This is a genomic window from Pseudomonas sp. WS 5059 (genome assembly GCF_012985525.1).
Taxonomy (GTDB): domain Bacteria; phylum Pseudomonadota; class Gammaproteobacteria; order Pseudomonadales; family Pseudomonadaceae; genus Aquipseudomonas.
In genome coordinates this window covers 225,715-243,416 of the sequence record NZ_JAAQWO010000002.1, presented here as the reverse complement: position 1 = coordinate 243,416, position 17,702 = coordinate 225,715, and the positions used below count along the sequence as shown (strand labels likewise).

The window sequence follows — 17,702 nt, the reverse complement described above, 5'->3', positions numbered from 1 at the left end:
TAGGAGCCCCGGTTTATATTCGACCAGCGGGCGCATAAGGGGCCGGGTCGATCACCGGCTCATGCCCCAGCAGCAAGTCAGCAAACAACTGGCAAGATGCAGGCGCCAATACCAGGCCATTGCGGTAATGCCCACAGTTGAGCCACAGCCCTTCAAACCCTGGCACCTTGCCGATATAGGGGATGCCCTCGGGCGAACCAGGCCGCAAACCGGCCCAATGCCCCACCACCTCGGCATCCACCAGGGCAGGAATCAGTTCCACAGCCGAGGCTTTGAGGCTGTCCAGAGCCGATTTGGTCGGTGTCTTGTCGAAGCCTTCATGCTCCAGCGTACTGCCAATCAGGATATGTCCGTCCCGGCGGGGAATCGCATAGCGCCCCTTCGCCAGGACCATGCAGGACAGAAAGTCCGAAGCACACTTGTACAAAATCATCTGGCCCTTGACCGGCTCCACCGGCAGCGTCAGCCCTAGGCTACCCAGCAATTCACCACTCCAGGCACCGGCGGCAAGCACGACCTGATCACCCCGCACCTCACCGTGCGCCGTATTGACCCCAACGATGCTGCCGCCCTCCTGGATAAACCCCTGTACCGCGCAATGTTCATGGAGGGTCACGCCAGGCAACGCCAACAGTGCAGCCTTGAGGGATTTGACCAGGCGTGGATTACGCACGTTGGCCACATCTGCCATATAAATAGCCTGTGCAAACCCCGGTCCCAACACTGGAACCGCGTCACGGGCGGCCGACACATCCACCTTGCTCAACGGCCGGCCTTCCCGCTCAGCCCAGGCCAGGGCAGCGGCCTCGTCGTCGAGGTCCAGCCAATAAAGGCCGGTGGTATGAACCTCAGGATCCACGCCAGTGGCGGCAAACAGACGCTGGGCCAATTGCGGGTAAAAATCCTGGGACCAATGGGCCAGCGCCGTGACGGCCGGGCTGTAGCGCCATGGGTATAACGGCGAAACAATCCCGCCTCCGGCCCAGGAGGACTCCTGACCGACCGACGAACGGTCAAGCACGGCAACCGCCACCCCCTGAGTTGCCAGGTTGAACGCCGTCAACAACCCGATAACACCACCACCCACAACCACGACTTGCTGCTTAGTCATTGTTCGATCCAGCCCATAAAAAGAAAGGAGCGCCGCTGGCGCCCCGTCGCCCACCCGCCTTATCGCCCCCAGCACTCTTGACGCGTAGTGCCGGGCACTGCGCCGGGATTGGTCCGCGCGCCCGTGCTGGTCAAACTGAACACACCACAAGGATCACCCAGCATCGCGCCGGCAAAAGGCGTCGCGATCAAGGTGAAGTCCTGCGGGTCCAGTATCACGGTGATTCTATAGCGATCATTGCCGGTACTGACGCCGCTTGCATCAATAAAAGTGCCATTTCTCACGTGATAGCGCTCAAGGTGCTGAGCTTGCTCCGTGAGCAGCCCGACGATTTCGGTGCGATAGGCCTTTTTCACCTGGGCGGTATACACCGGATAAGTCACCGCGACCAATGTGCCGATGATCGCCAGTGCAATCAGTAACTCTAACAAGGTGAATCCTTTGCAGTTGCCGCTCATCGTGATGCTCACCTACTGAAGTTGTCGCCAGAGAATTCGTCGAAATCGCCCAGCGGCCTCCGGGTCTACCCGCGCATAGACGCTCTCCAGAACCGTGCGCAACTGGCCGCTGATCCCCACTGCAGTGACCCGGTACAAGGTCGCCGGGGTATCGGGCGGCAAATGTGCCAACCCGACAGCGGGCCCCAGGTTTTGAATGCCATAGACGCCTCCCTGTATGCCGACCCAGGTGATAGCCGAAATTGGATCGACGCCCGGCTGGCTGATGGCATAGGCCTCGTTAGGCGGTGCGCAGGTAACTTGGGACTGGCAGGGCGGCAAACCAAACCCGTGCGCCTGCACTGCCGACTCACCGAGCCGGAGCCCACTTTCGGCGGTTTGAAACGATTGGTTGCGATGCCTGAGGCTGCCGGCGAGCTGTTCCTGCGACGTAGAGCCCTGCATCGATGACAGACCGAGAACCGTCAACAACAGCAGCAATACCAGGCTGATCAACAGCACCACGCCGCGCTGCCTGGGAGCCGTGATCCGCCACCCGCTATTCAAGGCGATTACGCACGGCGGCGACGGCGCTGTAGACCTGGTCCCGCACACGGCCTGCCGGGTCGCGAAGCGTCAATAGCACACGCACACTGCGGATCAGCGATTCGTCGCCAGGATGGCTGTCATACCGGTTTACAACACTGGAGCCAGGCTGGCTGGCCATCCCGAAACTCAACTCGAACGCCCCTACGTTATCCACCAGCACCGCCTTGGCCGGCGTTGCTGGCGTGCTGAGTTTTAGCTGCCCCGACTCAAAGGTGTAGGTCAGTTTGCGCACGGGAAAGGCGATCTGCCCGGGCCCCGGCTTGGGCGGCACATCCGAATAAGCCTGGGCGTTGTCGACACAATTGCTGAGCACAGTCCAGTCAGGCCGACTGCCTTGGCCACCAACATCGCCGGTGACCAGTGTCAGGCTGGTCGAGGCACCATTGACCACCACGCTGACCGGCCTGGAAAAATCAGCAGGCGCCTGAGCTATCAGAGGCAGGGACAGGCACCCGAACATCCCCGCCAGGCGAATCTCCTGGATCATCTTGCCCAGGATGAATCGCCCGTCATCCTGCAACAACGCTGACGCGTGCTGGCTGGCGGCACTGCTTCGGGCGGCCAGGGTTACCTGGACGGCCGCCAGGACGACGAGCAACCCCAGGGCCGCCGCCAGCAATGCTTCGACCAGGCCCAAACCCAGGCTGGAGCGCCTCATCGCACAGGCCTCGGATCGACAGCGACGCGACTGGTCAGGGTAAATGTTTCACGGGTATTGCTGGCCTTGGCCGCACGGGAGTCATCCCAACTGATGCTGATGGTCACCTCACGCTGATTGATCGCAATCGAACCTTTGGCGGAATCGCCGGCAAGGTGGCTGATATTGGCCTCGAAGTCATGCAAGTCCTGGTCGCGGACACTCACGGCCAAGGTGCTGGGGGGCGAGATATCGTCGCTTCCCCAGGAATAGTCGGCACCAGCGTTGGCGCGGATCCGGTCGAGCATGTCGTAGGCGATGAAACTCACCTGGCTGATCATCCTGGAACTGTCGGTGTATTTGAGCGCATTCAGCTGGATCAGCCCGGCCCCCAGCAGGCCAACACCGAGAATCAGCAGCGAGACGAGCACTTCGATCAGGCTCATGCCGGCCTGTCGGGCGGTAGCAGGGGAGGCACAAGAGGTTGCCGGGCAGGTTCGCATAGCCATCGTCATCCTTGTCGAAGGTCATCAAAACGACCGAGAGAGCCGTGTGTTGCCCAAGACTAGCGCCGCTCCCGTGACCGCGCTGCCTCTCGGAATAAAGGGAAATACTTTGGACAGAAAGGCCATCACCGCCCTGCCCGCAGTGCCGCTATAACTAGTTCAGCCACACGGTCCATGGAGGGACGAGGTATGAAACAACGAGGTTTTACATTGATCGAACTGCTGCTCGGCTTGATCGTCAGCGGCATCCTGGCGCAATTGGCGGTACCCGGCTTCAAGAGCCTGCTGGACTCACAAACGCGACTGAGCGCCGCACAAACGCTAGCGTCCGGCCTGCGCTACGCGCGCGCCCAAGCCATTGCACGTAATCGAACAGTGATCATCCATGCGCTGGATGATGACTGGAGCCGAGGCTGGAGAGTGGTGGTGGACATGAATGGGCGCGGTCATCTGGACGACGACAATCCGGTCCTGCTGGAGCGCCAGGACAATGGGCGGATCCCGATCGTGGGCAATACCCCGGTGCGCACGCAGATTCGTTTCAGCGGGTTGGGCGAACCCCTGCTGTCTGCGGGCGGGTTTCGCGCCGGCACCGTACATGTGTGTTCAACGGACCAGCCGCTGAGCCTGCATCAAGTGGTGCTGGCGCCCACCGGCCGGATCAGCCTGCGCAGCGACAAGGCCGAGCAGGCCTTGTGCCGCGGGTACGACGAGTTGGGGCTCAGAGCAGCGAACGAACCCGCAGCTCCTTGGGCATGGAAAAAGTGATGTTTTCTTCACGTCCTGCCAGCTCGTCGGCGCCTGTCGCACCCCACGCCTGCAACTGCTGGATCACGCCGCGCACCAGGACTTCCGGCGCCGAGGCGCCCGCCGTGATACCGATGCGCTCGACACCGTCGAACCAACTGCGCTGCAGGTCTTCGGCGCCATCGATCAGGTACGCCGGGGTGGCCATGCGCTCGGCCAACTCGCGCAGGCGGTTGGAGTTGGAACTGTTGGGGCTCCCCACAACCAGCACCACGTCGCACTCGTCGGCCAGTTGCTTGACGGCATCCTGGCGGTTTTGCGTGGCGTAGCAGATATCGTCCTTGCGTGGCCCACCAATGGCGGGGAAACGGGTACGCAGGGCGTCGATGACACGACTGGTGTCATCCATCGACAAGGTAGTCTGGGTCACGAATGCCAACTTCTCAGGGTTATGCACTTGCAACTCGGCGACGTCTTTTTCGTCTTCCACCAGGTAGATCGCGCCGCCGTTACTGGCGTCGTACTGGCCCATGGTGCCTTCGACTTCGGGGTGGCCGGCATGGCCGATCAGGATGCACTCACGGCCGTCGCGGCTGTAGCGCGCCACTTCGATATGCACCTTGGTTACCAGCGGGCAGGTTGCGTCGAAGACTTTCAGGCCGCGGCCTGCTGCTTCGGTGCGCACGGCCTGGGAAACGCCATGGGCGCTGAAGATGACGATAACGTCATCCGGCACCTGATCCAGTTCTTCGACAAAAATCGCGCCACGGGCCCGCAGGTCTTCGACCACGAACTTGTTGTGCACCACTTCATGGCGCACGTAGATCGGCGGCCCGAAGACTTCCAGGGCGCGATTGACGATTTCGATCGCCCGGTCCACCCCGGCGCAGAAGCCACGGGGGTTGGCGAGTTTGATTTGCATGCTGTGCCTCGTGTCTTTGTGGGAGCTGGCTTGCCGGCGATGGCAGCGCCTCGGAGTAACGGGTACACCGAGGTGATGCCATCGCCGGCAAGCCGGCTCCTACAGGAACCGGTTTCGTCAGTTAGAGCGCTTTAACGTCGATGATTTCAACATCAAAGGTCAAGGTCTTGCCGGCCAACGGGTGGTTGAAGTCGATGGTCACCTGAGTGTCATCGAAGGTTTTGACCACGCCGGGCAGTTCGGTATTCGCCGCATCGTTGAAGATCACCAGCAAGCCTTCCGACAGCTCCATGTCCTGAAACTGCGACCGCGGGATAACCTGTACGTTTTGCGGGTTGGGCTGGCCAAAGGCGTTTTCCGGCGGGATCTGCAGGTTGCGCTTGTCGCCGGCCTTGAAGCCGAACAATGCCGCCTCGAAACCCGGCAGCAGGTTGCCGTCGCCGACCTTGAAGGTCGCCGGAGCCTTGTCGAAGGTGCTGTCGACCGTGTCGCCGTTCTCCAGGCGCAATGCAAAATGCAAGGTGACTTCCGTGTTCTGGCCAATGCGTTGTTCGGCCAATACTTGTTCAGTCATTTACAGCTTCTCCGGGTTTGTTGCCCTTGAACATATCCAGCGCCAGCATGATTGCGCCAACGCAGATGGCGCTGTCGGCAAAGTTGAACGCCGGGAAGTAATGGCGGTTCTGCCAGTGCACCAGAATGAAGTCGATCACATGGCCCAGGGCAATGCGGTCGTACAGATTGCCCAGCGCACCGCCCAACACCAGTGCCAATGCGATAGCCAGCCAAGTATCGTTGCGGCCCAGGCGCTTGAGCCAGACCACCAGCACCGCACTGACCACCACGGCGATCAGGGCGAACAACCAGCGCTGCCAGCCACCACCGTCAGCGAGGAAGCTGAAGGCGGCGCCGGTGTTGTAGGCCAGGGTCCAGCTGAAGTAGTCAGGAATCACCACGATCTGCTGGAACATTTCCAGGGTGCCCTCGAAGTGAGCCTTGCTGACCTGGTCGATGACCAGGACCAGCAAGCTCAGTACGAGCCAACCCAGACGTCCGAACCGGCTGGATTTAGGCATAGTGGCGAACCTCGCCAGCACCGCTAATGTTGTCGACGCAACGACCGCAGATTTCCGGATGCTCCGGGTTCACGCCGACGTCTTCACGGCAGTGCCAGCAACGGGCGCACTTGGCGAAGGCCGACTTGACCACCTTGAGCTTGAGGCCCGGCACTTCGGTTGCGACCGCATCAGCCGGGGCCTGGGCGAATGGCGCCAGGCTGGCTGTGGAGGTAATCAGCACGAAGCGCAGCTCGTTGCTCAACTTGCCCAGGTCGGCGGTCAGGCCTTCCTCGGCAAACAGGGTGACTTCGGCCTGCAGGTTGCCACCGACGGCCTTGGCCGCGCGCTGGACTTCCAGTTCCTTGTTCACCGCGACCTTGACGGCCATCACGCCTTCCCAGTACTCGCGGCCCAGTTCGAAGTCGGCCGGCAATTCGGTCAGGCCTTCGTACCAGGTGTTGAGCATCACGGACTCGTTACGCTCGCCCGGCAGGTATTCCCACAGTTCGTCGGCGGTGAAGGCCAGGATCGGCGCGATCCAGCGCACCAGCGCTTCAGAGATGTGGTACAGCGCGGTCTGTGCCGAACGGCGGGCCTTGCTGTTGGCGCCAGTGGTGTACTGGCGGTCCTTGATGATGTCGAGGTAGAAGCCCCCCAGTTCCTGCACGCAGAAGTTGTGGATCTTCGAGTAGACATTCCAGAAACGGTATTCGCCGTAGTGTTCCTGCAACTCGCGCTGCAGCAACAGGGTACGGTCCACGGCCCAACGGTCCAGGGCGAGCATTTCGTCGGCCGGCAGGATGTCGGTAGCCGGGTTGAAGCCGGTCAGGTTCGACAGCATGAAGCGTGCAGTATTACGGATTCGACGGTAGGCATCGGCGCTGCGCTGCAGGATCTGCTCCGAAACGGCCATCTCACCCGAATAGTCGGTCGAAGCCACCCACAGGCGCATGATATCGGCGCCCAGGGTGTCGTTGACCTTCTGCGGCGCGATCACGTTGCCCAGGGACTTGGACATCTTGCGACCGTTCTCGTCGACGGTGAAGCCGTGGGTCAGCAGTTCACGGTACGGAGCGTGATCGTCGATGGCGCAACCAGTCAGCAGGGACGAGTGGAACCAGCCACGGTGTTGGTCCGAGCCTTCCAGGTACAGGTCGGCGCGCGGGCCGGTCTCGTGACCCATCAGGTGCGAGCCGCGCAGCACGTGCCAGTGGGTAGTGCCCGAGTCGAACCACACGTCGAGGGTGTCGCTGATCTTGTCGTACAGCGGCGCTTCGTCACCGAGCAACTCGGCAGCGTCCAACTTGAACCAGGCCTCGATGCCTTCCTGTTCAACGCGCTGGGCCACCACCTCCATCAGTTCGACGGTACGTGGGTGCAGCTCGCCGCTTTCCTTGTTCAGGAAGAACGGAATCGGCACGCCCCAGTTGCGCTGGCGGGAGATGCACCAGTCCGGACGATTGGCGATCATCGAGTGCAGGCGCGCCTGGCCCCAGGCCGGGACGAACTTGGTGTCTTCGATGGCTTTGATCGCACGCTTGCGCAGGGTTTCGCCAGCCACAGGCTCTTTGTCCATGCCGATGAACCACTGCGCGGTGGCGCGGTAGATCAACGGGGTCTTGTGGCGCCAGCAGTGCATGTAGCTGTGCTTGATGGTTTCGGTGTGCAGCAGCGCCCCGACTTCTGACAGTTTGTCGATGATCGGCTGGTTGGCCTTGAAGATGAACTGGCCGCCGAAGAACTCCAGCGACGGCGCGTACACGCCATTGCTCTGCACCGGGTTGAGGATCTCATCGTTGACCATGCCATAGGCCTTGCAGGTCACGAAGTCGTCCACGCCGTAGGCCGGTGCGGAGTGAACCACGCCAGTACCCGAGCCCAGCTCGACGTAGTCAGCCAGGTATACCGGCGACAGGCGGTCGTAGAACGGGTGACGGAAATTGATCAGTTCCAGCGCGGAGCCGGTGGTGGTGGCGATCACCGCACCTTGCAGCTCGTAGCGGGCCAGGCAGGCCTCGACCATTTCCTCAGCCAGTACCAGCAGGCGATCACCAACGTCCACCAGGGCGTAGGTGAATTCCGGATGCACGTTCAGCGCCTGGTTGGCCGGGATGGTCCACGGGGTGGTGGTCCAGATCACGATGGCGGCAGGCTTGGCCAGGCTTGCCAGGCCAAAGGCCTCGGCCAGCTTGGTATCGTCGGCAATCGGGAACGCGACGTCGATGGTCGAGGACTTCTTGTCTTCGTATTCGACTTCCGCTTCGGCCAGGGCCGAGCCACAGTCAAAGCACCAGTTCACGGGCTTGAGGCCCTTGAACACGAAGCCGCCCTTGACGATCTCGGCCAAGGCACGGATTTCCCCGGCCTCGTTCTTGAAGTTCATGGTCTTGTACGGGTTGTCCCAGTCGCCCAGCACACCCAGGCGAATGAATTCGGACTTCTGCCCTTCGATCTGCTCGGTGGCGTAGGCACGGCAGAGTTCGCGGGTCTTGTCGGCGCCCAGGTTCTTGCCGTAGGTCACTTCGACCTTGTGTTCGATCGGCAGGCCGTGGCAGTCCCAACCCGGGACATAAGGTGCGTCGAAGCCCGCCAGGGTTTTCGAGCGGATGATCATGTCCTTGAGAATCTTGTTCAGCGCATGACCGATGTGAATCGTGCCGTTGGCATAAGGAGGGCCGTCGTGCAGGACGAACTTCGGACGATCCTTGCCAATCTCGCGCAACTTTCCGTACAGGCCAATACTGTCCCAGCGCTGCAGGATCTGCGGTTCGCGCTGTGGCAGGCCGGCCTTCATTGGGAAGGCGGTGTCCGGAAGGTTTAGCGTGGCTTTATAGTCGGTCATTTAAGGCTCTTCATTAGCGATGGGCGCTAGGTGCGGCTAGTGCACGGGCGGCGGCGACATCCGCATTGATCGCCGTTTTCAGCGCCTCCAGGGAGGCGAATCGCTGCTCTTCACGCAGCTTTTGGTGGAAAACCACCGTCAAACGCCGGTCATATAAATCCCCGGCAAAATCCAAAAGGTGAACTTCCAGGTGGGCCTTGCCATCACCTGCAACCGTTGGCCTGACGCCTATATTGGCGACTCCGGGCCACGGTTGGCCGTCGATATCGACACTCACCAGGTACACCCCGGTCAGTGGCACGCGACGGCGCTTGAGCTGCACGTTGGCGGTTGGCGTGCCCAGTTGGCGCGCCAGCTTCTGGCCGTGCAGGACCCGCCCGGCAATCCGGAACGGGCGACCGAGCAAACGCTCGGCCAAGGCGAAGTCGGCAGCGGCCAGGGCATTTCGCACCTGGGTACTGCTCACGCGCAGGCCGTCCAGTTCGACGGTTTGCGCGGCTTCGACAGTAAAACCCTGGGTCACGCCGGCCTGTTGCAGGAAATCGAAATCCCCTACCCGGTCGCAACCGAAGCGGAAGTCGTCGCCGACCTCCAGGTGCTGCACGCCCAGGCCATCGACGAGGATGCGGTCGACGAACTCGGTGGCGCTGAGGCTGCGCAAACGCTGGTTGAACGCCAGGCACAGCACCCGGTCCACACCCTCTTCAGCCAACAGCTGCAGTTTGTCCCGCAGGCGAGCCAAACGGGCCGGGGCCGTCTCGGGGGTGAAGAATTCACGGGGCTGCGGCTCGAAAATCACCACGCAGCTGGGCACGCCCAACTCGACTGCGCGCTCGCGCAGCCGCGCCAGGATAGCCTGGTGGCCACGGTGAACACCGTCAAAGTTGCCAATAGTGGCGACGCACCCCCGATGCTCGGGGCGCAGGTTGTGGAGACCTCGAACCAGCTGCATAACGCGCTTCTTGCTCATAAAGTGGTCGATTATAACCACACCCAGCCCTGGGCGACAGGCAACAGCGCAGGCCAAATGATTCGAATCGAAAAAACAGCCGGCTTATTGTTGATTGTGATCAATTCAGCGCCTTGCGATTGAAATCCCGCAGGCGAAAGCCCAGCACCAGCAACATGCCAAAGTAGGCGACCACCCCGGCCACGACCAGCAGGCCCAGGCGCAGGAATCGCTCGAGCATCTGCCCTTCGTCCCACGCGGGCATGCAGTGCATCAAGCCCAGCAATACCGCCGACATCACCGCCACCGCCACCAGCAATTTAAGGGCGAACACGCCCCAACCCGGCTGCGGCTGGTACATTTTCTGTTTACGCAGTTGATAAAACAGCAGGCCGGCATTAATGCACGCCCCGGCGCTGATCGCCAAGGCCAGGCCCGCGTGCGCCAGAGGCCCGATGAAGATCAGGTTGAACAGCTGGGTAACCACCAGGGTGAAAATTGCGATCTTCACCGGGGTCCGGATGTTTTGCTGGGCATAAAAGCCCGGCGCCAGGACCTTGATCACGATAATCCCCAGCAACCCTACCGAATAGGCGACCAGCGCGCGCTGGGTCATCAAGGCGTCGAACGCGCTGAACTGGCCGTACTGGAACAGCGAAACCGTCAGCGGCTTGGCCAGGATCCCCAGGGCCAGGGAGCACGGCAGCACCAACACAAAGCACAGGCGCAAGCCCCAATCGAGAATACGCGAGTATTCGTGGCGGTCCTTGCTGGCATAGGTGCGGGCCAGGGTCGGCAGCAAGATGGTGCCCAGCGCCACGCCGAGCACTCCGGAGGGTAATTCCATCAGACGGTCGGCGTAATACATCCACGACACAGAACCTGAGACCAGCAACGAAGCGAACGCAGTGTTGATGATCAACGAAATCTGGCTCACCGACACCCCGAGAATCGCCGGCAGCATGTTTTTCATGACCCGCCACACGCCCGTATCCTTGAGGTTCAGGCGCGGCAACACGAGCATGCCGATCTTTTTCAGGTGCGGCAGTTGATACAACAGTTGCGCCAAGCCACCGGCCAGCACTGCCCAGCCAAGTGCCATTACGGGTGGATCGAAGTACGGCGTGAGGAACAGGGCAAAGATGATCATGCTGACGTTAAGCAGGGTCGGCACAAACGCCGGTACCGAGAAGCGGTTCCAGGTATTGAGGATCGCACCCGCCAGGGACGACAGGGAAATCAGCAATATATAAGGAAAGGTCACCCGCAACAGGTCACTGGTCAGGGCGAATTTTTCTGGAGTGTTGGCAAACCCGGGCGCCGTGGCCCAGATAATCCAGGGTGCGGCGAGCATGCCGGCGATGGTCACCAACATCAGTACCAGGGTCAGAAGCCCCGAGACATAGGCAATGAATGTGCGAGTGGCTTCCTCACCCTGCTGGGTCTTGTACTCGGCCAGGATCGGCACGAATGCCTGGGAAAACGCACCCTCGGCGAAGATCCGCCGCAACAGGTTGGGCAGTTTGAACGCGATAAAGAAGGCGTCCGTGGCCATGCTCGCGCCAAAAATACGCGCGATGAGGGTGTCACGCACAAACCCCAGAACCCGGGAAATCATCGTGATAGAGCTGACGGCGACCAACGATTTGAGCAGATTCATTGAAAGAGTTTTTGCCTATAGATAAAGAGCAGGCGAACAAAGCGCCTACTTATGCGATACTGCGCGCCTGCAACAGCACAGAGCCAAAGCTCGCGAGTTTACAGGTCAAGCGCCGGAAATAAATCACCCGCCTCTTCAGATCGACCACTCAGCAGTTCGCATCAGCCGCCCTTGACAAGACGTCAACTCATCGGCATGATTCGCGGCCTATTTTGTTTGCTATTTCCTAAAAAGTCTTTCGAGGAGCTCGACGGTGGCCAACACACCTTCCGCCAAAAAACGTGCAAAACAGGCTGAGAAGCGTCGCAGCCACAACGCCAGCCTGCGTTCCATGGTTCGTACCTACATCAAGAATGTAGTTAAGGCCATTGACGCAAAAGACGCTGAAAAAGCTCAAGCTGCTTACGTTCTGGCCGTGCCAGTTATCGACCGTATGGCCGATAAAGGCATCATCCACAAGAACAAAGCTGCTCGCCATAAAGGTCGTCTGAATGGCCACATCAAGGCTCTGAACCTTGCTGTTGCAGCCTAAGCGATAAGCTTGTTAAAAAACCGACCCCAGGGTCGGTTTTTTATTGCCCACGATTTATGCCACACCCCAAAACAAAAGTAGGAGCTGGCTTGCCTGCGATGGGTATTAACATTCAACATTGATGTCGACTGCTGAACCGTTATCGCAGGCAAGCCAGCTCCCACATAATGCAGAGCAGAGTTGCCAGGTTTATTGCGCGCTAGGCCACGGCAAGATCGGAATCGCCGTCACCGCATTCTGCGGACTGCCTTCGATCAAGCGATCGCTGTAGACCAGGTACACCAGGGTATTGCGCTTCTTGTCGAGGAACCGCACCACCTGCATGGTCTTGAACACCAGCGAAGTGCGCTCCTTGAACACCTCGTCACCATCTTTCAGCTCACCCTTGAAGCGAATCGGCCCCACCTGGCGACAAGCAATCGACGCCTCGGCACGATCCTCAGCCAAGCCCAGGCCACCCTTCACTCCGCCCGTCTTGGCGCGGGACAGGTAGCAGGTCACGCCATCCACCTTGGGATCATCAAAAGCCTCGACCACGATCCGATCGTTGGGTCCGACAAACTTGAACACCGTCGATACCTGGCCAATCTCTTCAGCCGAAGCCAGCAGCGGCATCGCCACCAGCAGACCGAGCAACCCCTTCATCACGCGCATCGCAGTTTTCCTTTAGACCAGAATCAGGTTGTCGCGGTGAACCAGCTCCGGCTCAGCCATGTAACCCAACAGACCGACAATCGACTCAGACGACTGCCCAATGATTTTCTGCGCCTCGAGGGCACTGTAGTTGGCCAGGCCGCGGGCGATTTCACGACCGTCGGGCGCCACGCACACCACCATTTCACCACGACGAAAGCTGCCCTGGACCAGCTTGACGCCTACCGGCAACAAGCTCTTATTGCCTTGGGACAACGCAGAAACAGCCCCCGCATCCAGCACCAAGGTACCGCGCGTCTGCAAGTGACCAGCCAGCCACTGCTTACGCGCCGCCAGCATGCCGCGCTCCGGCGACAGCAGCGTGCCGATGCGTTCACCGGCCTTGAGGCGATCCAGCACGCGCTCCAGGCGCCCACCCACGATGATCGTATGGGCACCGGAACGAGCCGCCAGGCGCGCCGCGCGCAGCTTGGTCTGCATGCCACCTCGACCCAGCGCACCACCGACACTGCCCGCCACCGCGTCAAGCGCCGGATCATCGGCCCGCGCTTCGTAAATCAGCTGGGCGTGCGGATTGTTGCGCGGATCGGCGTCGAACATGCCATCACGATCCGTGAGGATCACCAGCAGGTCGGCCTCCACCAGATTGGCCACCAGCGCAGCCAGGGTGTCATTGTCACCAAAGCGGATTTCGTCGGTCACCACGGTGTCGTTCTCGTTGATCACCGGGATCACCTTGAGCTCGACCAGTGCACGCAAGGTGCTGCGGGCATTGAGGTAGCGCTTACGGTCGGACAGATCGTCATGGGTCAGCAGAATCTGCGCGGTATGGCGGCCGTGCTCGGCAAAGCTGGATTCCCAGGCCTGCACCAGCCCCATCTGGCCAATCGCAGCAGCGGCCTGCAACTCATGCATCGCGCTGGGTCGCGCGGTCCAGCCGAGGCGGCTCATCCCGGCGGCAACCGCCCCGGACGACACCAGCACCAACTCGACACCTGCCTCATGCAAGGCCACCATCTGTTCAACCCAGACGCTCATGGCTGCGCGATCCAGCCCCTTGCCATCCGCCGTCAGCAGCGCACTCCCGATCTTTACGACCCAGCGTTGCGCACCCGTCACTTTGCTCCGCATCATCTTCAACCTTAGATTGAGGGCCACGCGACCCAGCGCCGCCCATAACGTTATTCGTGACTACCGATTTCCAGATACTAAAACGCCGCTCGATTGAGCGGCGCTTAAGTTTATCGCAACAGATCAGTCACGCACGTAAATGATTTCTGGACCATCTTCATCATCCACGTCTTCCTCGTCCCAATCATCGTCACCGATATCATGGACCGACTTGACGCCACTGCGGCGCAGGGCACGCTGGTCATCCAGCGCCTGCAATTGCGCGCGCGCCTCGTCTTCGATGCGCTGGTCAAGATCCGCCAGCTCGGCCTTGTAGACCGGATCGGCAGCCAGGCGATCAGCACGATCTTCCAGGTAGCGCATGATGTCGCGAGTCAGACGCTCAGTGCCTTCTTTGGCAATGGCGGAGATCACGTAGACCGGACCTTCCCACTGCAGGCGATCAACGATCTCCTTGACCCGTTCTTCATGCTCTTCTTCGAGGATCTGATCGCACTTGTTCAGCACCAGCCAACGGTCACGCTCAGCCAGGGACGGGCTGAACTTGGCCAGTTCGTTGACAATCACTTCAGCCGCATCCGGGGCACTGGTTTCATCCAGCGGCGCCATATCGACGAGGTGCAGCAGCAAACGGGTACGGGACAAGTGCTTGAGGAAGCGAATGCCCAGGCCGGCGCCATCGGAAGCACCTTCGATCAGGCCCGGAATGTCCGCAACCACGAAGCTTTTCCAGCGATCGACACTGACCACGCCCAGGTTCGGCACCAGGGTGGTGAACGGATAATCCGCCACTTTTGGCTTGGCCGCAGACACCGAGCGAATGAAGGTACTTTTGCCAGCGTTTGGCAGGCCCAGCAGACCCACATCCGCCAACACTTTCATTTCCAGCTTCAGGTCACGCTGCTCGCCCGGCTTGCCTGGCGTAGTCTGGCGCGGCGCACGGTTGGTACTGGACTTGAATCGGGTGTTACCCAGACCGTGCCAGCCGCCCTGCACAACCATCAGCTTCTGGCCGGCCTTGGTCAGGTCGCCAATCACTTCCTGGGTCGCAGAGTCGATGATAGTGGTGCCGACCGGCACACGCAGCACCAGATCCTCACCTTTTTTACCGGTGCAGTCGGTGCTGCCACCATTGGAGCCACGCTCGGCATCGAAGTGCCGGGTGTAGCGGTAGTCGACCAGGGTATTGAGGTTTTCGTCGGCCATCATGTAGATAGAACCGCCATCACCACCGTCGCCGCCGTTCGGGCCACCGTTTTCGATGAACTTTTCGCGACGGAAACTCATGCAACCGTTACCGCCGTCGCCTGCTTTTACTCGGATGGAAACTTCATCAACGAACTTCATAACAAAACGCCTCTCGCCGCACGGACGAGCTTAAGAAACCAAGACATAAGACTCTTGCAAAAATGAGCGCAGCGACCTCAATCAGCGACCGCAAATCCCGCTGCCTTCGCCATTACAAACAGCTTTGCAAGAGACTCACCCCACAAACGAAAAAGCCCCGTCGCAAGACAGGGCTTTTCCAGCGAGCTCGCAATTAAGCCGAGACAACGCTCACGTAACGGCGGTTGAACGCGCCTTTTACTTCAAACTTGATCACGCCTTCGATTTTCGCGAAGAGAGTGTGATCTTTACCCATGCCTACACCGTAACCGGCGTGGAATTGGGTGCCGCGCTGACGCACGATGATGTTGCCCGGAATGATTTTCTGGCCGCCATACATCTTAACGCCAAGGCGTTTGGCTTCTGAGTCGCGACCGTTACGGGTACTACCACCAGCTTTTTTGTGTGCCATGAGTCAATTCTCCTAGTGAGGAATTAGGCTGAAATTAAGCCTGAATACCGGTGATTTTGATCTCGGTGTACCACTGGCGGTGGCCCATACGCTTCATGTGGTGCTTACGACGACGGAACTTGATGATGCGGACTTTATCGTGACGACCTTGGGATATCACTTCAGCCACAACGGTAGCGCCAGCAACAACTGGAGCGCCGATGTTCACGTCATCGCCATTGGCGACCAACAGAACGCGATCAAAAGTAACGGATTCGCCGGTAGCGATTTCCAGTTTTTCGATCTTCAGGTATTCACCTGGGGCGACCTTGTATTGCTTGCCACCAGTAACAATTACTGCGTACGACATGGTATTTCTCCGATAATCCTGCTCACCCAGCGCTTTATAAGAAGAGGTATTGGCTGGCATGGCTGCATGGGATGGACGTCCCGAATGCAATTGCGTAAGGCAGGTGCTGCCCAGGAAGTTCAGGGTGCGCGATTGTACGCAAGCTGCGAGAGGCTTGCAAGTAGCCGTCTATCGCGCCTTGACACCCAGGGGCGCGGGTCCTAGCATGCCGCGCAACCCTTCTGGAGCGACTGTCGCTGATGCAACCCCAAGCTTTCTACCGCGCGGTGGCGGACGATTTTAGCGCCGTCGACGGCATCATCAAGAAGCAGCTGACTTCTAAAGTGCCACTGGTCTCCAAAATTGGCGACTATATTACTTCGGCCGGCGGTAAACGCCTGCGGCCATTATTAGTGTTGCTGTGTGGCAAGGCCCTGGGCCGCGAAGGCGATGACCTGCGCCTGCTGGCCGCCACTATCGAGTTCCTGCATACCGCCACCCTGCTGCACGACGATGTGGTCGACATGTCCGGCATGCGCCGTGGCCGTGAGACCGCCAACGCCATGTGGGGCAACGCGCCCAGCGTGTTGGTGGGCGACTTCCTGTATTCGCGCTCGTTCGAAATGATGGTCGAGCTGGGCTCGATGCCGGTGATGAAGATCCTGTCCCAGGCCACGCGCATCATCGCCGAAGGCGAAGTGCTGCAGCTGTCCAAGGTGCGTGACGCGAGCACCACCGAAGAAACCTATATGGAAGTGATTCGCGGCAAGACCGCGATGCTCTTCGAAGCCTCGACCCACAGCGCCGCCGCCCTGTGCGAAGCGAGCGCCGAACAGGCCGAAGCCCTGCGCACCTTTGGCGATCACCTGGGCGTGGCCTTCCAGTTGGTGGATGATCTGCTCGATTATCGCGGTGATGCCGAAACCCTGGGCAAGAACGTCGGTGACGACCTGGCCGAAGGCAAGCCGACCCTACCGCTGATCTACACCATGCGCGAAGGCACCCCGGAACAGGCGGCATTGGTGCGCAAGGCGATCCAGAAAGGCGGCATCGAAGACCTGGAAAGCATCCGCGCCGCCGTGGAAGCCTCGGGTTCGCTGGACTACACCGCACAACTGGCCCGCGACTATGTGGCCCGCGCCATCAAATGCCTGGAAGCCCTTCCAGCCAGCGAATACCGGGACGCCCTGGTGGAGCTGAGTGAGTTTGCGGTAGCCCGTACTCACTAACACTCTGTGGGAGCCGGCTTGCCTGCGACAGCATCACCTCGCTACAGCTGATAGACCGAGGTGCCTGCATCGAAGGCAAGCCGGCTCCCACATTGAGACCGCATCGCCCCGCCCCCGGCAAAACCCTATATAATGTGCGACTTTTAGCCATCCTGACTTTCAAGGAGCTTTAGTGAGCACGTTGCCACCCTGCCCAAAATGCAATTCCGAATACACCTACGAAGACGGCGCCCAGCTGATCTGCCCGGAATGCGCCCATGAGTGGTCCGTCGGTGGTGAAGCCGAAGCAGCCAGCGATGAAACCGTGAAGAAAGACTCCGTTGGTAACGTCCTGCAAGACGGCGACACCATCACCGTGATCAAGGACCTCAAGGTCAAGGGCACCTCGCTGGTGGTCAAGGTCGGCACCAAGGTCAAGAACATCCGCCTGTGCGATGGCGACCACGATATCGACTGCAAGATCGACGGTATCGGCCCGATGAAGCTCAAGTCCGAGTTCGTCCGCAAGGTCTGACCTACCTCCATCCCGCGCCCCGCGCGGGATGGCGCTTC

At 60.2% G+C, this 17,702-nt stretch carries 20 protein-coding genes; 4 read left to right on the top strand and 16 right to left on the bottom strand.

Annotation, left to right across the window (positions count from 1 at the left end; genetic code table 11):
- Positions 1–13 precede the first annotated feature (13 nt).
- Genes thiO through pilV form a run of 5 tightly spaced genes read right to left on the bottom strand, consistent with a single transcriptional unit; the run spans position 14 to position 3,297 of the window.
- A complete protein-coding gene (gene thiO / locus HBO12_RS05875) occupies positions 14–1,111 on the bottom strand; it encodes a glycine oxidase ThiO (RefSeq protein WP_170041711.1) in 1,098 nt (365 codons plus the stop codon).
- 59 nt (positions 1,112–1,170) lie between these two features.
- A complete protein-coding gene (locus HBO12_RS05870; protein ID WP_169951045.1) occupies positions 1,171–1,569 on the bottom strand; it encodes a type IV pilin protein in 399 nt (132 codons plus the stop codon).
- 12 nt (positions 1,570–1,581) lie between these two features.
- Positions 1,582–2,073 (bottom strand): PilX N-terminal domain-containing pilus assembly protein, encoded by a 492-nt coding sequence (locus HBO12_RS05865; RefSeq protein ID WP_169951047.1) that lies wholly within the window; start codon positions 2,071–2,073, stop codon positions 1,582–1,584.
- 34 nt (positions 2,074–2,107) lie between these two features.
- On the bottom strand, positions 2,108–2,815 hold the full coding sequence (locus HBO12_RS05860) for a pilus assembly protein PilW (protein WP_170041710.1): 708 nt from the start codon (positions 2,813–2,815) through the stop codon (positions 2,108–2,110).
- Positions 2,812–3,297 (bottom strand): type IV pilus modification protein PilV, encoded by a 486-nt coding sequence (pilV, locus tag HBO12_RS05855; protein ID WP_170041949.1) that lies wholly within the window; start codon positions 3,295–3,297, stop codon positions 2,812–2,814. The genes HBO12_RS05860 and pilV overlap by 4 nt, the downstream gene beginning before the upstream one ends.
- A gap of 192 nt (positions 3,298–3,489) precedes the next feature.
- On the opposite strand from pilV, the gene HBO12_RS05850 reads away from it, so the two are divergent.
- Positions 3,490–4,068, top strand: a complete 579-nt coding sequence (locus HBO12_RS05850; RefSeq protein WP_170041709.1) for a GspH/FimT family pseudopilin — start codon at positions 3,490–3,492, stop codon at positions 4,066–4,068.
- Here the strand turns inward: HBO12_RS05850 and ispH are convergent.
- The 6 genes from ispH to murJ all read right to left on the bottom strand — a co-directional run bounded on the left by ispH (position 4,022) and on the right by murJ (position 11,478).
- Positions 4,022–4,969 carry a 4-hydroxy-3-methylbut-2-enyl diphosphate reductase gene (gene ispH / locus HBO12_RS05845; RefSeq protein ID WP_032861885.1) on the bottom strand — a complete coding sequence of 316 codons (948 nt, stop codon included), beginning with the start codon at positions 4,967–4,969 and terminating at the stop codon, positions 4,022–4,024. The genes HBO12_RS05850 and ispH overlap by 47 nt on opposite strands.
- A 121-nt stretch (positions 4,970–5,090) precedes the next feature.
- Entirely contained in the window at positions 5,091–5,528 is a 438-nt protein-coding gene (fkpB, locus tag HBO12_RS05840; protein ID WP_169951398.1) for an FKBP-type peptidyl-prolyl cis-trans isomerase, read from the bottom strand.
- 7 nt (positions 5,529–5,535) lie between these two features.
- Positions 5,536–6,045: a signal peptidase II gene (gene lspA, locus HBO12_RS05835; RefSeq protein ID WP_057958393.1), complete on the bottom strand. Its 510-nt coding sequence runs from the start codon at positions 6,043–6,045 to the stop codon at positions 5,536–5,538.
- A complete protein-coding gene (gene ileS, locus HBO12_RS05830; RefSeq protein WP_170041708.1) occupies positions 6,038–8,869 on the bottom strand; it encodes an isoleucine--tRNA ligase in 2,832 nt (943 codons plus the stop codon). Before ileS ends, lspA begins: the two co-directional genes overlap by 8 nt.
- Before the next feature lie 13 nt (positions 8,870–8,882).
- Positions 8,883–9,821 (bottom strand): bifunctional riboflavin kinase/FAD synthetase, encoded by a 939-nt coding sequence (gene ribF / locus HBO12_RS05825; protein WP_057441100.1) that lies wholly within the window; start codon positions 9,819–9,821, stop codon positions 8,883–8,885.
- A 118-nt stretch (positions 9,822–9,939) separates the two neighbouring features.
- On the bottom strand, positions 9,940–11,478 hold the full coding sequence (murJ, locus tag HBO12_RS05820) for a murein biosynthesis integral membrane protein MurJ (protein WP_170041707.1): 1,539 nt from the start codon (positions 11,476–11,478) through the stop codon (positions 9,940–9,942).
- Between the two features lie 253 nt (positions 11,479–11,731).
- Here murJ and rpsT point away from each other — a divergent pair, with 253 nt between their 5' ends.
- A complete protein-coding gene (gene rpsT / locus HBO12_RS05815) occupies positions 11,732–12,010 on the top strand; it encodes a 30S ribosomal protein S20 (RefSeq protein WP_029292043.1) in 279 nt (92 codons plus the stop codon).
- Between the two features lie 189 nt (positions 12,011–12,199).
- On the opposite strand, the gene HBO12_RS05810 is transcribed toward rpsT, so the two are convergent.
- The 5 genes from HBO12_RS05810 to rplU all read right to left on the bottom strand — a co-directional run bounded on the left by HBO12_RS05810 (position 12,200) and on the right by rplU (position 15,942).
- Positions 12,200–12,664, bottom strand: coding sequence for a CreA family protein (locus HBO12_RS05810; protein ID WP_169951059.1), 465 nt, complete (start codon positions 12,662–12,664; stop codon positions 12,200–12,202).
- A 12-nt stretch (positions 12,665–12,676) separates the two neighbouring features.
- Positions 12,677–13,795 carry a glutamate 5-kinase gene (gene proB, locus HBO12_RS05805; protein WP_169951401.1) on the bottom strand — a complete coding sequence of 373 codons (1,119 nt, stop codon included), beginning with the start codon at positions 13,793–13,795 and terminating at the stop codon, positions 12,677–12,679.
- Positions 13,796–13,918: 123 nt separating this feature from the next.
- A complete protein-coding gene (gene cgtA, locus HBO12_RS05800) occupies positions 13,919–15,142 on the bottom strand; it encodes an Obg family GTPase CgtA (protein ID WP_154906582.1) in 1,224 nt (407 codons plus the stop codon).
- 193 nt (positions 15,143–15,335) lie between these two features.
- The gene (gene rpmA / locus HBO12_RS05795) at positions 15,336–15,593 is read right to left on the bottom strand and encodes a 50S ribosomal protein L27 (protein ID WP_029292052.1); all 258 of its coding nucleotides are present in this window, start codon (positions 15,591–15,593) and stop codon (positions 15,336–15,338) included.
- Positions 15,594–15,627: 34 nt separating this feature from the next.
- Positions 15,628–15,942 carry a 50S ribosomal protein L21 gene (gene rplU / locus HBO12_RS05790; RefSeq protein WP_003176051.1) on the bottom strand — a complete coding sequence of 105 codons (315 nt, stop codon included), beginning with the start codon at positions 15,940–15,942 and terminating at the stop codon, positions 15,628–15,630.
- Between the two features lie 239 nt (positions 15,943–16,181).
- On the opposite strand from rplU, the gene HBO12_RS05785 reads away from it, so the two are divergent.
- Both HBO12_RS05785 and HBO12_RS05780 read left to right on the top strand, forming a co-directional pair.
- Complete coding sequence (locus HBO12_RS05785; protein ID WP_038443490.1) at positions 16,182–17,150, top strand: polyprenyl synthetase family protein; 969 nt, start codon at positions 16,182–16,184, stop codon at positions 17,148–17,150.
- A 172-nt stretch (positions 17,151–17,322) separates the two neighbouring features.
- Positions 17,323–17,664, top strand: coding sequence for a zinc ribbon domain-containing protein YjdM (locus HBO12_RS05780; RefSeq protein ID WP_032861873.1), 342 nt, complete (start codon positions 17,323–17,325; stop codon positions 17,662–17,664).
- The last annotated feature ends 38 nt before the right edge of the window (positions 17,665–17,702 follow it).